The sequence below is a fragment of the Salipiger thiooxidans genome, from assembly GCF_900102075.1.
GTDB classification, from domain to species: Bacteria; Pseudomonadota; Alphaproteobacteria; order Rhodobacterales; family Rhodobacteraceae; genus Salipiger; species Salipiger thiooxidans.
The window spans coordinates 108,460-121,353 of record NZ_FNAV01000014.1; the positions used below are offsets into that span (position 1 = coordinate 108,460).

A 12,894-nucleotide genomic window follows, 5' to 3' on the forward strand; every position below is an offset into this window, starting at 1 on the left:
GGTGAGGCGCAAAGCGCCGAGGGGGCAGCGCCCCCGTCTTCCCTGACCTCCATTCGAAAATCTCAGTACCCCGCGAGGTCCTTCTCCGCGGTCGTGACGGTCCCCGAGGTGTCGGTCATCGTCACCCCGACGCGTCGGGTGGCGCCTGGGACCGAGAGGCTGATCTGCGGGTTTTCCGAAAGCGAGATGCTGCCGGTCATCTCGACATAGCCGCCGCCGTCGGTGGCGATGTCCAGGGTCTCGACGTAGCGCATGGGAATGAAGAGCAGGGTGATCTGGTCCATCTGCATGCCCGAATGCGACGGGTGCGAGATGTCGACGTCGAGCCGCCGCGGGCCCTGCGTCAGGCCGGCCAGCCGGTCGCGCAGGTCCTCGTCCCGCGTGACCGAGAGCACCATGTCTCCGAGCGTCGCCAGCGCTTCCTCCGGGTCGCTTCCGGGGGGCGCGGCGCAGGCACCCTGGCCCGAGGTCTTCACGTAGGCCTCGGTGACGAAAAGCCGCCCGTCGGTGGTCTCGGCGATCACGTGCACCGGGGTCGGGCCGTTGATGCGGAAGGTGGTCTCGAAGAAGAACCGCGGCTGCGGCTGCCTCAGCGCGAAGACCGCGGAGACCGGCATCGGGTTCTCGTCGATCACCACCGAAACGGCGGCGATCGCGGCGCCGTCGGGTGCCGCCACCTGCGCCGCGATGTCGGTGCGCGAGTCATTGGCAGTGCGGTAGGGCGTGTCAAGCGCGATCACCCCGTCGCCGGGCAGCATCGGGCGGGCGCCGTAGAGCTGGTCCCGGATCGAGTCCCAGGCCTCGCCGGCCGAGGCGGTTCCGGCGGCAAGGCCGAGCAGCAGCGCGAGCGACATCTTCATGGCAGGACTCCAGGCGGGTTTCCGGGCAGGATGAACGCGCCGAAGGCGCGGGGGCCGTCGCAAGTCTCGTAGGTGGCGGTGACCTCGAGCGTGCGGGCGTCGATCAGGCTGAGGCTGTTGTCGAACCAGTTGGCAACGGCCACATGCCCGTCGCCGGTCGCGGCGATGCCCTCGGGGTACTCGCCCACGTCGATGGTCGCCAGCGCGCTGAGGTCGCCCAAGTCGAACACCGTCACGGTGCTGGCGTACTGGTTGGTGACAAACGCGCGACCGGCAGCGAACCCGACGCCGTAGGGGCGATCGCCCACCGGAAGGGTGGCAAGCACCTCGCCCAAGGGCGCGTCGAGCACCGTGACGTCGTTGCTGCCGACGTTGCCCACGAAGAGCCGCCCGTCGGGGGCGAAGCCGAGGCCGAAGGGGCGGGTGCCGACGCCCACCACCCGGGCGACTGTGAGCGTTTCGGTGTGGTAGATCCGCACCGCGTCGGCGTCGCGCTCGGCCGCGGCGAGCCATGCGCCGTCGGGCGACACGGCCAGCCCGGCGGGGGCGGCATCGGCGGGCAGGGTGGCCAGCGTCTCGAGCGTCTCGGACGAGAGCACCCAGAGCCGGGCGTTGTACCAGTCCGAGACGAAGATCCGGCCCCGGGCCGGGTCAACGGCGACGCCGATCGGGCCGCCGTCGAGCCGGGTCTCGGCCAGCACTTCGCCCGCGGTCGAATAGCGGCGCACCTGCTTGCTGCCCGGCGACACGACGAAGACATCCCCGTCGGGGACCACTGCCACGCCCGCGGGCTTTCCGGGAACGCTCCAGCGGGCGCGCTCCTCGCCGGTGACAAGGTCGAGGACGCTCAGCGCGTCGCCGTTCTGGCAGGTTACGAAGCCGGTGTCCGCCGCCGCGGGAAGCGCGGCAGCGGCCATCGCGAGGGCGAGCGCGAGGCCCGCGGGGGCGTCAGGACGCGGGCGCACCGAAGCGCTCGACCAGCGCGTCGAGCCCGGCCTTGTAGACCCCGCCGACCGCTTCCAGCGCCGCCTCGTCGCTGAGCTCGGGGGGCGGATCGTTGTTGGGATAGCCGCGGTAGAAGGCGCCGCGCCACTCGACCACCGAGCCGCCGCCGTCCCGCGCCGTCACCGTCAGATGCGACGAGTAGTTGGTCACCGGCAGCACTTCCACCGCGACATCGGTGATGCGGTAGGAATAGGTCATCTTCGACGCGTCGTACTTGTAGAGCACCTCGGCGATCTTCGGGCCCGCATCGCCCTGGTCCGAGAGGTAGAGCACGCGGGTGGCGTCGATCTCGTTGCCGCCTTCGCCGGTCTGCGAGACCACGGCCGGATGCCAGCTCATGTCCTGGAAATCGCCGATCACGGCCCAGACATCGGCGGGTTCGGCCGCGACCTCGACGCTCGTCGTCAGCTTCTGGCGGGTCGGCCCGTGGGCCAGCGCCGCGCCGGGAAGCAGCGCCGCGGCCGCCCCCGTCATCAGCAGGGTTCGTCTGTTCATTCTTCCTCCTCCTTGAAGAACGTGTTGTCGAGAATGTAGCTCATGCCGCGCCGCCAGCTCTCGTCCGTGTTGGACCGGATGTCGACGACGCGTCCCTTCACCATGTCGCCGGTCTCGGCGCTGCGCATCTGCAGGTTCATGGTCAGGATCAGGTTCGAGACCTTCTGCACTTCTCCCACCAGCGAGTAGTCCGCCCCGAGCTTGGTGGCCATGCGGGTGTCGCAGCCGTAGCACTTGGCGGGGTTGACGATCCGGTCGCGCTCGGTGGCGACCGGCTCCAGATCGGCGAACTCGTAGCCCTCGGCGGTGAACCGCGTGCGCACCAGATCCTCGAGCATGGCGATGCGGGCGATTTCCGCGGGATCCTGCCCCAGCTCGGCGGTCTGCAGCGAGCTGTCGAGGAAGGTGATCCCGAAGAACGCTACCGTCTCGCCGGCCGTGGCAGGGCCGGAGAGCGCCAGGATCAGAAGGGTTGCGCGGCTAAGCATCACATCTTCTTAGAAATTAAGAGTCGCGAACAATGGTGCCGCCGCTACCGTCATGACTGCAACCGATCCGGAAGTATCGGTTGGCAGAAACTGCGCGAGGATCGAGGTTTCGGGCCGTGGACGGGCTGGGAGGTACCGTCCAGATCATGGGAGGAAGATCGTGTCCAAGAGGATCGTGCCGCTGCTGGCAGCGGCCTGTCTTGCCGTCATCGCAGGCGGCGCCGAGGCGGTCGACGTGCGGGCGGGCGTGCTGCGGGTGGATTACCCCGCGCTGCTGCCGATCTCGCGCTACGACCTGCGCCCGGACGATCTGGCCTTCGCCGGGGCGGTGCTCGCGGACGAGGACAACGCCACCACCGGGCGCTTCATGGGCCACAGCTTCGAGACCACGACCCTCGCGGTGCCGCCCGAGGGCGCGACCGAGGCGCTGGCCGGGCTGCTCGACGACGGCGTCCGCTACATCGTCGTGGACGCGATGCGCGAGGAACTGGCGGCGCTGTCGGACCAGGCGGCCGAGGCCGGCGCGCTGGTGTTCAACGCCCGCGCCGCGGACGTGGACCTGCGCAGCGAGAGCTGCCGTGCCAACCTCCTGCACATCGCGCCCTCCTACGCCATGCAGGCCGAGGCAGTGGCCCAGTTCGCGGTCTGGAAGCAGTGGAAGCGCTGGTTGCTGGTCTCGGGCTCGAACCCCGCCGACCGTGCGCTGGCCGAGGCCTACCGCCACGCCGCCCGCAAGTTCGGTGCGCAGATCGTCGAGGAGCGCGAGTTCGAGGACACAGGCGGATCTCGCCGCACTGACAGCGGCCACGTGCTGGTGCAGCGCCAGCTGCCGACCTTCATGCAGCGGACCGAGCCGCATGACGTGGTGATCGCCGCCGACGCCACCGACTATTTCGCCGCTTACCTGCCGTATCACCTCTGGACGCCGCGCCCGGTGATGGGCAGCGCCGGGCTGCGCCCCGTCACCATGCACGGCGCCCACGAGGCCTGGGGCGCGACGCAGTTCCAGACCCGCTTCGAGAAGCTCGCCCGCCGCCACGTGCAGGAAGAGGACTACAACACCTGGCTGGCCCTTCGGGTGCTGGGCGAGGCGGTGACCCGCACCGGCTCGGCCGATCCCGCGAAGATCGAGACGTACGTGCTCTCGGACGCCTTCGAACTCGCCGCCTTCAAGGGGCAGAAGGTCACCTTCCGCCCGTGGAACGGCCAGCTCCGGCAGCCGATCCTGCTTTACGACGGGCGCATCACCGTGAGCGTGAGCCCGCAGGAGGGGTTCCTGCACCAGGTCTCTCCGCTTGATACCCTCGGGCTCGACCGTCCCGAGTCCAGTTGCACCGCCTTCGACTAGGGGACCGACATGATCCGACCGCTTCTGACCGCCACGCTCTGCCTCGCCGCTTCCGGTGCCTTCGCCGGCAAGGCCTTTGTCTCGAACGAGCGCGGCAACACCATCACCGTGCTCGACACCGAGACCTGGGAGGTGCTCGAGGAGTTTCCCGGCGGCAACCGGCCGCGCGGCATCACGCTCTCGCCGGACGGGACGCTGCTCTATGTCTGCGCCTCGGACGACGACACGGTGCGGGTCTTCGACACCGCGAGCTATGAAGAGCTCTACACGCTGCCCTCGGGCCCGGACCCCGAGCTCTTCGTGATCCATCCCTCGGGCAACCCGCTCTATACCGCCAACGAGGACGACAACCTGGTGACGGTGACGGACACCGAGAGCCACAGCATCCTTGCCGAGGTGCCGGTGGGGGTGGAGCCCGAGGGCATGGCGATCTCGCCCGACACGAAGTGGGTGGTGAACACCTCCGAGACCACCAACATGGCGCACTTCATCTCGACCGAGGATTACGAGATCAAGCACAACGTGCTCGTCGACCAGCGGCCGCGCTACGCGGAATACACCGCCGATGGCACCCGGCTCTACGTCAGCGCCGAGATCGGCGGCACGGTGAGCGTCATCGACATCGCCGAGGACGGCACCCCGACCCTGCGCCAGAAGATCGGCTTCGAGGTGCCGGGGGTGCTGCCCGAGTGGCTGCAGCCCGTGGGCATCAGGACCACGCAGGACGGCAGCCGCATCTTCGTGGCGCTGGGGCCGGCCAACCGCGTGGCGGTGATCGACGGCGAGAGCCTTGAGGTGATCGACTACATCATGGTGGGGCAACGGGTCTGGCAGATGGCCTTCACCCCCGACGAGAAGTTCCTCGTCACCACCAACGGGAATTCCAACGACGTGACGGTGATCGACGTCGAAAAGGAAGAAGCGATCAAGTCGGTGCAGGTCGGCCAGCAGCCGTGGGGCGTGGCGATCACACCGAACTGATCCGGGCCACCTTCGCCTTTGGTCGAATGGACCGGGCGTGGCAGACACCGGAAGGTCGAGGCAACGGCGGCGCTGCCGCCAACGGGAGGAAAGACGACATGAGGACACTGGCAATCGCGCTGGTCGCGCTGTGCCTGGCGGCACCGGCGATGGCCGACGACATGGTCTCGGACGAGGCCAAGGAGAAGATCGCTGCCAAGCTGACCGAGATGAGATGCGAGGTCGATCCGGACGACATCGAGATGACCGACGAGGGCGGCTACGACCTCGACGACGTGATCTGCGAGGGCACCGGGCAGTTCGACATCGAGCTCGACGCCGAATTCAACGAGGTGAACCGGCGGGCGGAATGACGGCGGCGCGGCGGCCCCGGCGCGCGGGGCCGTCGGCACGACGGCAGGCGCGCCTTTGGGGGGAGGGGACCATGAAGACATTCGTTGCAGCACTCGTCGCCGGCTGCGTAATCGCGGCCGGCGCCGTCGCGCAGGACCTGCCGGTGATCCGGGCCGCGACGCTCAAGATCGGCACCGTGAACTGGGAGCTGTCGACCATCACCGAGATGGGGCTCGACGAGAAGCACGGCTTCCATCTCGAGATGCAGCCCTACGCCGACAACGGCGCCACCCGCATTGCGGTCGAGGGCGACGAGGCCGACATGGCGGTGGCCGACTGGATCTGGGTCGCCCGCCAGCGCGCAGAGGGCAGGGATTACGTGGTGATCCCCTATTCCCGCGCCGTGGGCGGGCTGGTGGTGCCGCAGGACTCCGGGGCCGAGACGCTCCGCGACATCGCCGGTGGCAAGATCGGCATCGCGGGCGGGCCGCTCGACAAGAGCTGGCTGATCCTGCGCGCCTACGCGGCACAGGAATATGACATGGACCTGAAGGCCGAGACCGAGCAGGTCTTCGGCGCACCGCCGCTGATCTTCAAGTCGGGGCTTGGCGGCGACTATGCCGGGGCAATCAACTTCTGGCACTTCCTCGCCAAGATGAAGGCCGAGGGCATGCGCGAGCTGGTCTCTGTCGAGACCGCCGCCGAGGCGCTGGGGCTCGACCCGGACGTGCCGCTGCTGGGCTACTACTTCAAGTCGTCGTTCTTCGAGGCGAACCCCGGGCTGGCACAGGCCTTCTACGAAGCCTCGCGCGAGGCCAAGGACCTGCTTTCGGGCGATGACGCCGCGTGGGAGGCGCTGCGCCCGCAGATGAACGCCGGCAGCGACGCCGAGTTCGAGCAACTCCGCACCGACTGGATCGCTGGCATCCCCGCGCGCGGCCCGGTGGACGGGGCGGCGGCCGACAAGCAGCTGTCGCTGATGGCAGATCTCGGCGGCGCCGAGCTCGTTGGCTCGGCCACCAGCCTGCCCGAGGGGCTCTTCGTGGAGGTGCAATGACGCCCGGGATACGGCAGGACGGGGCGCGCGTGGTGCCCCTGCGCCCGCTCAGGCACGAGGAGGGGGCGATCCGCGTGGACGTCCGCGCCAAGCACTTCGGGCGCACGCAGGTGCTGCGCGACGTGCATTTCTCGGTGTCGCGCGGCGAGACGGTGGCCCTGCTGGGGCCGTCGGGGATCGGCAAGTCGACGCTTCTGCGCATCGTCGCCGGTCTCGACCGCGATTTCGACGGCAGCGTCCAGCGTCCCGAGGAGATGGCCATGGTGTTCCAGGAGCCGACCCTGCTACCGTGGCGCTCGGCGCTTCAGAACCTGCTGCTGGTGCATCCCGGCCTGACCCCCAGTGAGGCCCGCGCGGCGCTCGACCGGGTCGGGCTCAAGGGCCGCGAGGACGCCTTTCCGCGTGCGCTCTCGCTCGGCCAGCAGCGGCGGCTGGCGCTGGCCCGCGCCTTTGCCGGGCGGCCCCGGATGCTGATCATGGACGAGCCCTTCGTCTCGCTCGACCCCAGGCTTGCTAATGCCATGCTGTCGCTGGCCGAGGATCTCATCGCCGAGCAGCGCCCGGCGACCATTTTCGTCACCCATGCCAGAGCCGAGGCCGACCGCCTTGCCAGCCGGGTGCTCGAACTGCGCGGCACCCCCGCCACGCTTACCCCCCATCCGATCTGAAGGAGGTCATTCCATGAAGGCACCGCTTTTCGCGGCCGCGCTCGCCGTGCTTGCCATTCCCGCCAGCGCCCACGAGTTCGGCTTTGCCGGCGTCCTGTCGAATTCCAACAAGGGCGAGATGCCCGGCATCACGCTCTCGGTGGGCAAGCCGCTGACCGACGGGCCGATCGCGCTCAAGTCCGGGATGCTCTACGAGCTCGAGATCGAGGCCGACGGCACCGGCGAGCTGGCGCTCGAGGGCTCGGGCTTTTTCCGCGCGATCTGGGTTAACGAGGTGGTGGTGAACGGGCTCGAGATCCGTCCCTTCGGGCTGGAATCCGTCGAGTTCGACGAGGAGGGCACCATGGAAATCGAGTTCCTGGCGATCAAGCCCGGCCAGTATTTCCTCAAGATCCCCGGCTCCAAGGGCGAGAGCCAGCGCGTCGACATCACGATCCAGTAGACCGCGCGTCGAAATCCGCGGGGGCGCGCATGACACGCGCCCCCGCGGCAGAGCTCATTCGCCGACGCAATCGGCGAAGTAGCGGGTCTGCCCGTCCTCGCCGGTTTCCACCACCAGACCGTGGATGTCGGTCTCGAAGCCCGGGCATTCGCGCGCGAACTCGCGGTTGAAGCGCAGGTAGTCGACGATCTTGGTGTTGAACACCTCGCCCGGGATCAGCAGCGGGATGCCCGGCGGGTAGGGGGTCACGAGGCTGGTGGTCACGCGGCCCTCGAGATCGTCGATGGCGACCCGCTCGGTCTTGCGCCGCGCAATATGCGCGAAGGCATCCGAGGGCGTCATCGCCGGGCGGTGATCGCTGAGGTAGATCTCGGTCGACAGCCGCGCCACGTCGTACTTGGCGTAAAGCGCGTGCACGTGCTGGCAGAGATCGTAGAGCCCCATCTTCTCGTACCGCGACTGCTTGGCGCAGAACTCGGGCATCACCCGCCACAGCGGCTGGTTCTTGTCGTAGTCGTCCTTGAACTGCTGCAGCGCCGCCAGCAGGGTGTTCCAGCGGCCCTTGGTGATGCCGATGGTGAACATGATGAAGAAGCTGTAAAGCCCGGTCTTCTCGACCACCACGCCATGCTCGGTCAGGTACTTCGACACGATCGAGGCGGGAATGCCGGTGTCGCCGAAGTTGCCCTCGATATCGAGCCCAGGTGTTATGATCGTCGCCTTGATCGGGTCGAGCATGTTGAAGCCCGGCGCCATGTCGCCGAAGCCGTGCCACGCATCCGCGCCCGAGCTCTCGACGCCCTCGCTGTCGGTCTTCTTGAGCTCCCAGTCGCGGGTGCGGCCGATGCCTTCCTCGGCCAGCTGGTCAGGGCCCCAGACCTTGAACCACCAGTCGTTGCCGTATTCCTCGTCGACCTTGCGCATCGCCCGGCGGAAATCGAGCGCCTCGTCGAGGCTTTCCTCCACCAGCGCGGTGCCGCCCGGAGGCTCCATCATCGCCGCCGCCACGTCGCAGCTCGCGATGATCGAGTATTGCGGCGAGGTCGAGGTGTGCATCAGGTAGCTCTCGTTGAAGAGGTGCCGGTCGAGCTTGGTCTCCTCGCTGTCCTGCACCAGCACGTGGCTGGCCTGGCTGATGCCGGCGAGCAGCTTGTGCACCGACTGGGTGGCATAGGTCACCGAGTGCTTGGTGCGGCCCCGCTTGCGGCCCATCGAGTGGTAGCTGCCGTAGAACGGGTGGAAGGCCGCGTGCGGCAGCCATGCCTCGTCGAAGTGCAGGTTTTCGACCCAGCCGTCGAGCATCCGCTTGATCTCTTCGGTGTTGTAGAGAACCCCGTCGTAGGTCGACTGGGTCAGCGTCATGATCCGCGGCTGCACCGCGTCGGCGTCATAGCCCTCGAGCAGCGGGTTCTCGCGGATCTTGGCCTTGATGGTCTCGGGCTCGAACTCGGAATGCGGGATCGGGCCGATGATGCCGAAGTGGTTCCGCGTCGGGCGCAAGAACACAGGGATCGCGCCGGTCATGATGATCGAATGCAGGATCGACTTGTGGCAGTTGCGGTCCACGACGACCACGTCGCCGGGCGCCACGGTGTGGTGCCAGACCATCTTGTTCGAGGTCGAGGTGCCGTTGGTCACGAAGAAGCAGTGATCGGCGTTGAAGATCCGCGCGGCGTTGCGCTCGGAGGCGCCGATGGCGCCGTTGTGGTCGAGCAGCTGGCCCAGTTCCTCGACCGCGTTGCAGACGTCGGCGCGCAGCATGTTCTCGCCGTAGAACTGGTGGTACATCTGTCCGATCGGCGATTTCAGGAACGCCACGCCGCCGGAGTGGCCGGGACAGTGCCACGAGTACGACCCGTCCTCGGCGTAATCCAGAAGCTCCTTGAAGAACGGCGGCTGGATGCCCTCGAGATACCCCTTGGCCTCGCGGATGATGTGGCGGGCGACGAACTCGGGCGTATCCTCGAACATGTGGATGAAGCCGTGCAGCTCGCGCAGGATGTCGTTGGGCAGGTGCCGCGAGGTCTTGGTCTCGCCGTAGACGTAGATCGGCACGTCGGCGTTCTTCCAGCGCACTTCCTCGATGAAGGTGCGCAGGCTCAGCACTGCCGGATCAAGATCGGGGCCGGGGGTGAACTCCTCGTCGTCGATCGAGAGGACAAAGGCGCTGGCACGGCTCTGCTGCTGCGCGAATTGCGACAGGTCGCCGTAGCTGGTGACGCCCAGCACCTCGAAGCCTTCTTTCTCTATGGCCTCGGCCAGCGCACGAATGCCCAGCCCCGAGGTGTTTTCGGAGCGGAAATCCTCGTCGATGATGACAATGGGGAAACGGAACTTCATGTGCCTCTCCTCTCGGCCGGCGTGGGAAGTGTCCTTGTCCTTTCATCGTTCGGGCGCCCGAACGTCAAGGGCCGATGCCATGCGGTTCCTGCTGGCAGAGCCCGGCGCGATCACGAAAAAGGGCGCGCTGGTGGTGGCGCGCCCTCATCGGGGCCCGGAAGGGTCGTTCAGCGCGCCAGCCAGCCGCCGTCGACGTTGATGACGGCGCCGGTGACATCGGTCGCCGCGGGCGAGGCGAGGAAGGCGGCGGTGCCGCCGATGTCCGAAGGCTCGCCCCAGCGGCCCGCCGGGATGCGCCCGGGGATGGCCTTCGAGCGCCCGGGGTCGTCGCGCAGCGCCTCGGTGTTGTTGGTGGCGATGTAGCCCGGCGCGATGGCGTTCACGGTGATCCGGTGCGGCGCCCATTCGTTGGCGAGGATCTTGGTGACCCCCGCGACGCCGTGCTTGGAGGCGGTGTAGGCCGGCACCCGGATGCCGCCCTGGAAGGACAGCAGCGAGGCGATGTTGACGATGGCCATCTCGCGGGGGTCGAGGAAGCTTGGGGTTCTGGTCTCCTCGACCTTGTCGAGCGTCAGCGCCCCGCCGGCGGGCACCGCGCCGCCAAGGCTGAAGCGGTCGCAATGGGTGTAGATCAGCCGGATTTCACCGTCGCGGAACATGCGCTTGCCAATGAAATGCTCGCGCAGTTCTTCGGTCCACATGTCGCGGGCGTGGCGGGTCTCGACGCTCAGCATGGTGCGTCCTCTCCGTCTGATCGCGTGGCGTTGCGGCCGGGCCCTTAGCTTGATGATGTCATACAATATGGCCAAACCATCATATGATAAGCAATCTGCGCTGTAATACATCTGACAGATCAAGCGCGTTATGGGGCGGATGCTGACCTGCGGCAGATCTGCAGGCAGCGCTGCGGAGCGGCTTGCTTGACGAACGGGTTTCGAGATACTATCTAGCCAGATAGCTAGATAGGAGAGACTCCCATGCTGACCCTGCAAGATGCAAAGAACCGCTTCAGCGCGGTGGTGGACGCGGCGCTCGCCGGCCGTCCGCAGGAGGTCTCGCGCCGGGGCAAGCCCGCCGTCGTGGTGGTCTCGGCCGAGGAATACCACCGGCTGGTCCACGCCGCGCAGGCCCGCCGCGAGAGCTTTGCCGATCACCTCATGGCCTTCCCGGGCGACGAGTTGCCCCGGGCCGAAGTTGCGCCGCGGAACGTCACCTTTTGATCCACATCCTCGACACCAACGTGATCTCGGCGGTGCGTCGGGCCGACCGTGCGCCGCAGGTCGCCCGCTGGCTGGGCGCGCAGGCCGAGACCGACCTCTATCTCAGTGTGGTGACGCTGGGCGAGATCGAGCGTGGCATCCGCCTGCAGGAGCCGCGCAACCCCGATTTCGCCCGTGACCTCCGGCTCTGGCTCGAGCGCACGGTGACGGTCTTCGCCGACCGGCTGCTCGCGTTCGACGCCGCGGATGCGATGATCTGGGGGGAGCTCTCGGCGCGGCTCGGTCACAACGGAGCGGACCTGATGATCGCCGCGCAGGCGCTGGCGCGCGACGCCGCCGTGGTCACCGGCAACGTCTCGGATTTCGAGCCCACGGGCGCGCGGGTGGTGAACCCGTTCGACTGACGCGGCACTGGGGCTCAGCTGGTGGCGATCCCTGCGCCGACGCGCTCGGCGAAGCGGTCGAAGAGATGCTCGGCCCCCATCTGCCCGCCCTTGAGCAGGATGCGCATCCGGTCCCGGCGCGGGTCGGGATGGCCGGCGCGGCAGACGCTGACCCCGGCCCCGAGCGTGCTTTCGTAGTCGAGCGTGTCGAACCCCAGCCCCGAGCAGATGCGGCTGGAGGTGTCGCCCCCCGCAAGCCCGAGATAGCCGATCTCGGCCCGCGCCAGCACCGCCGCGATGAACGCGCAGGAACGGTCGGCGAGCGCGTCGGGGCTGAGCCCGTAGTCGAGCTCGGGCAGCAGGTGCGCGAGCACCGGGATGCCGTCCTTCAGAAGCCTCGCGGCGGTCTCGACGGGCTCGGCCGAGGCCAAAGCCTCGGGCGTCAGCGGCAGCTTGCGGTAGGCCCGCGCCCTGCCCACCTGCGCCTGCGTCACCGCCGAGCGGCTGCCCGCGAAGAACAGCAGCCCCGACGACTGCGGCGGCGGGGCAGGGACCGGCGGCGTGGAGCTCGCGTCACCGCCGAGGATCTCGGCCACGGAGCTGGCGCCGATCAGCAGTTGCCGCCCGCCCGCCGCGCGCAGGGCCTCGCCGATCTGCGCAAGGTCGGTATCCGAAACAGCATCGCACAGCACCGGTCCGGCGCGGAACCGCGCGACGCAGCCTGCGGTATCGGCAAGCTCGGCGTGGCCGAGCTTCGACAGCCCTTCCAGCCCCTGCCGCCCGAGATGCAGGGCAAGATCCGCCTCGCCCATCGGGGTGACCGGGTGGCGGCTCATCACCGGGTGGCGGTCGCTGCGGTGAACGGCGCCGTCGGGCCCGCGCGCGAAGAGATTGCCGAAGACGCAGTAGCGCCCGAGGCTCGGCTGGCCGCCGATCACCGCCACGATGTCGGGGGCGAAACGCTCGGCCAGCGCCTGTGCGACCGCGCCGATGGAGCCGATATGCGGCGCGGAATCGAAGGTCGAGCAGACCTTGAGGTGCAGCACCCCGGGCGCCTCGGCGGCGATGCGGGGCCAGAGCCGGGCGACCTCGGTCCGCGCCCGCTCGGGCGGCAGCGAGCGCAGGTCCGTGGGCAGGCCCAGCACGTCGAGCCCGGTGGTCCCGGCCTGGGGCGACATCAGCATCCGCGTCCGCAGCCCGCCGCGCGCGTAGGTGGCGAGGCTGTCCGAGGCGCCGGTGAAGTCGTCGCCGACGAAGACGATCCGTGCGCCCAT

Annotated in this window: 15 protein-coding genes; 8 read left to right on the forward strand and 7 right to left on the reverse strand. The window is 68.4% G+C overall.

Annotation, left to right across the window (positions count from 1 at the left end; all coding sequences use genetic code 11):
* Positions 1-62 precede the first annotated feature (62 nt).
* From BLQ77_RS20145 to BLQ77_RS20160, 4 genes are read right to left on the reverse strand one after another with little or no spacing between them, the layout of a single operon-like run.
* On the reverse strand, positions 63-860 hold the full coding sequence (locus tag BLQ77_RS20145) for a quinoprotein dehydrogenase-associated SoxYZ-like carrier (RefSeq protein ID WP_089962501.1): 798 nt from the start codon (positions 858-860) through the stop codon (positions 63-65).
* Complete coding sequence (locus BLQ77_RS20150) at positions 857-1,825, reverse strand: Vgb family protein (RefSeq protein ID WP_089962503.1); 969 nt, start codon at positions 1,823-1,825, stop codon at positions 857-859. The genes BLQ77_RS20145 and BLQ77_RS20150 overlap by 4 nt, the downstream gene beginning before the upstream one ends.
* A complete protein-coding gene (locus BLQ77_RS20155; RefSeq protein ID WP_089962506.1) occupies positions 1,809-2,360 on the reverse strand; it encodes an SRPBCC family protein in 552 nt (183 codons plus the stop codon). Before BLQ77_RS20155 ends, BLQ77_RS20150 begins: the two co-directional genes overlap by 17 nt.
* Positions 2,357-2,848, reverse strand: coding sequence for a DUF3280 domain-containing protein (locus BLQ77_RS20160; RefSeq protein ID WP_089962508.1), 492 nt, complete (start codon positions 2,846-2,848; stop codon positions 2,357-2,359). Before BLQ77_RS20160 ends, BLQ77_RS20155 begins: the two co-directional genes overlap by 4 nt.
* A 160-nt stretch (positions 2,849-3,008) precedes the next feature.
* Between BLQ77_RS20160 and pedA1 the strand changes: the two genes are divergently transcribed.
* The 6 genes from pedA1 (at position 3,009) to BLQ77_RS20190 (ending at position 7,677) form a co-directional block, all read left to right on the forward strand.
* Entirely contained in the window at positions 3,009-4,196 is a 1,188-nt protein-coding gene (pedA1, locus tag BLQ77_RS20165; protein WP_089962510.1) for a lanthanide ABC transporter ABC transporter substrate-binding protein PedA1, read from the forward strand.
* A 9-nt stretch (positions 4,197-4,205) separates the two neighbouring features.
* Positions 4,206-5,177, forward strand: a complete 972-nt coding sequence (locus BLQ77_RS20170) for a YVTN family beta-propeller repeat protein (protein ID WP_008887341.1) — start codon at positions 4,206-4,208, stop codon at positions 5,175-5,177.
* 98 nt (positions 5,178-5,275) lie between these two features.
* The gene (locus tag BLQ77_RS20175; RefSeq protein ID WP_089962512.1) at positions 5,276-5,530 is read left to right on the forward strand and encodes a PepSY domain-containing protein; all 255 of its coding nucleotides are present in this window, start codon (positions 5,276-5,278) and stop codon (positions 5,528-5,530) included.
* Between the two features lie 71 nt (positions 5,531-5,601).
* Positions 5,602-6,567 (forward strand): ABC transporter substrate-binding protein, encoded by a 966-nt coding sequence (locus tag BLQ77_RS20180; RefSeq protein WP_089962514.1) that lies wholly within the window; start codon positions 5,602-5,604, stop codon positions 6,565-6,567.
* Positions 6,564-7,235 carry an ABC transporter ATP-binding protein gene (locus tag BLQ77_RS20185; protein WP_242661787.1) on the forward strand — a complete coding sequence of 224 codons (672 nt, stop codon included), beginning with the start codon at positions 6,564-6,566 and terminating at the stop codon, positions 7,233-7,235. The genes BLQ77_RS20180 and BLQ77_RS20185 overlap by 4 nt, the downstream gene beginning before the upstream one ends.
* 13 nt (positions 7,236-7,248) lie before the next feature.
* Positions 7,249-7,677 (forward strand): cupredoxin domain-containing protein, encoded by a 429-nt coding sequence (locus BLQ77_RS20190; protein ID WP_089962517.1) that lies wholly within the window; start codon positions 7,249-7,251, stop codon positions 7,675-7,677.
* 54 nt (positions 7,678-7,731) lie between these two features.
* Here the strand turns inward: BLQ77_RS20190 and BLQ77_RS20195 are convergent, their stop codons facing one another.
* Positions 7,732-10,017 carry an arginine/lysine/ornithine decarboxylase gene (locus BLQ77_RS20195; protein WP_008887376.1) on the reverse strand — a complete coding sequence of 762 codons (2,286 nt, stop codon included), beginning with the start codon at positions 10,015-10,017 and terminating at the stop codon, positions 7,732-7,734.
* A 167-nt stretch (positions 10,018-10,184) separates the two neighbouring features.
* Complete coding sequence (locus BLQ77_RS20200) at positions 10,185-10,751, reverse strand: SDR family oxidoreductase (RefSeq protein WP_165617163.1); 567 nt, start codon at positions 10,749-10,751, stop codon at positions 10,185-10,187.
* Positions 10,752-10,994: 243 nt separating this feature from the next.
* Between BLQ77_RS20200 and BLQ77_RS20205 the strand changes: the two genes are divergently transcribed.
* The gene (locus tag BLQ77_RS20205) at positions 10,995-11,237 is read left to right on the forward strand and encodes a type II toxin-antitoxin system Phd/YefM family antitoxin (protein WP_008887339.1); all 243 of its coding nucleotides are present in this window, start codon (positions 10,995-10,997) and stop codon (positions 11,235-11,237) included.
* On the forward strand, positions 11,234-11,641 hold the full coding sequence (locus BLQ77_RS20210; protein ID WP_089962523.1) for a type II toxin-antitoxin system VapC family toxin: 408 nt from the start codon (positions 11,234-11,236) through the stop codon (positions 11,639-11,641). Before BLQ77_RS20205 ends, BLQ77_RS20210 begins: the two co-directional genes overlap by 4 nt.
* A gap of 14 nt (positions 11,642-11,655) precedes the next feature.
* Here the strand turns inward: BLQ77_RS20210 and BLQ77_RS20215 are convergent, their stop codons facing one another.
* Positions 11,656-12,894: a four-carbon acid sugar kinase family protein gene (locus BLQ77_RS20215; RefSeq protein WP_089962527.1), complete on the reverse strand. Its 1,239-nt coding sequence runs from the start codon at positions 12,892-12,894 to the stop codon at positions 11,656-11,658.